The 325-nt window shown below is 43.7% G+C and carries 1 protein-coding gene; it reads left to right on the forward strand.

Annotated features, from left to right (window positions below; genetic code table 11):
• Positions 1-325, forward strand: a 325-nt coding sequence (locus B4J23_RS00185; RefSeq protein ID WP_291358131.1) for an IS5 family transposase, incomplete at both ends; no start/stop codon positions are given.

The following is a 325-nucleotide window of genomic DNA, read 5'->3' on the forward strand; positions in this document are numbered from 1 at the left end:
GTAGACTCTACAGGCATGAAGTTTCTAGGTGAGGGCGAATGGAAACGCAAGAAACATGGAGCTGAATATCGTCGCCAATGGCGTAAACTACATATTGGTATAGATGCCAAAACCCTACAAATACGCGCTATTCAGCTCACAACCAATAATGTCAGTGATTCACAGGTGCTTGGTGATTTACTTAATCAGATTCCACAAGATGAGCAGATTGACTCTGTTTATACCGATGGAGCTTATGACACCAAGCAATGCCGTCAGGTCATTGCAGATCGGCAAGCACATGCGGTGATTCCACCTAGAAAAAATGCGAAACCATGGAAAGATA

Origin of the sequence: Acinetobacter sp. UBA3025, assembly GCF_002367915.1 — a bacterium.
In the GTDB taxonomy this organism is placed as follows: Bacteria; Pseudomonadota; Gammaproteobacteria; order Pseudomonadales; family Moraxellaceae; genus Acinetobacter.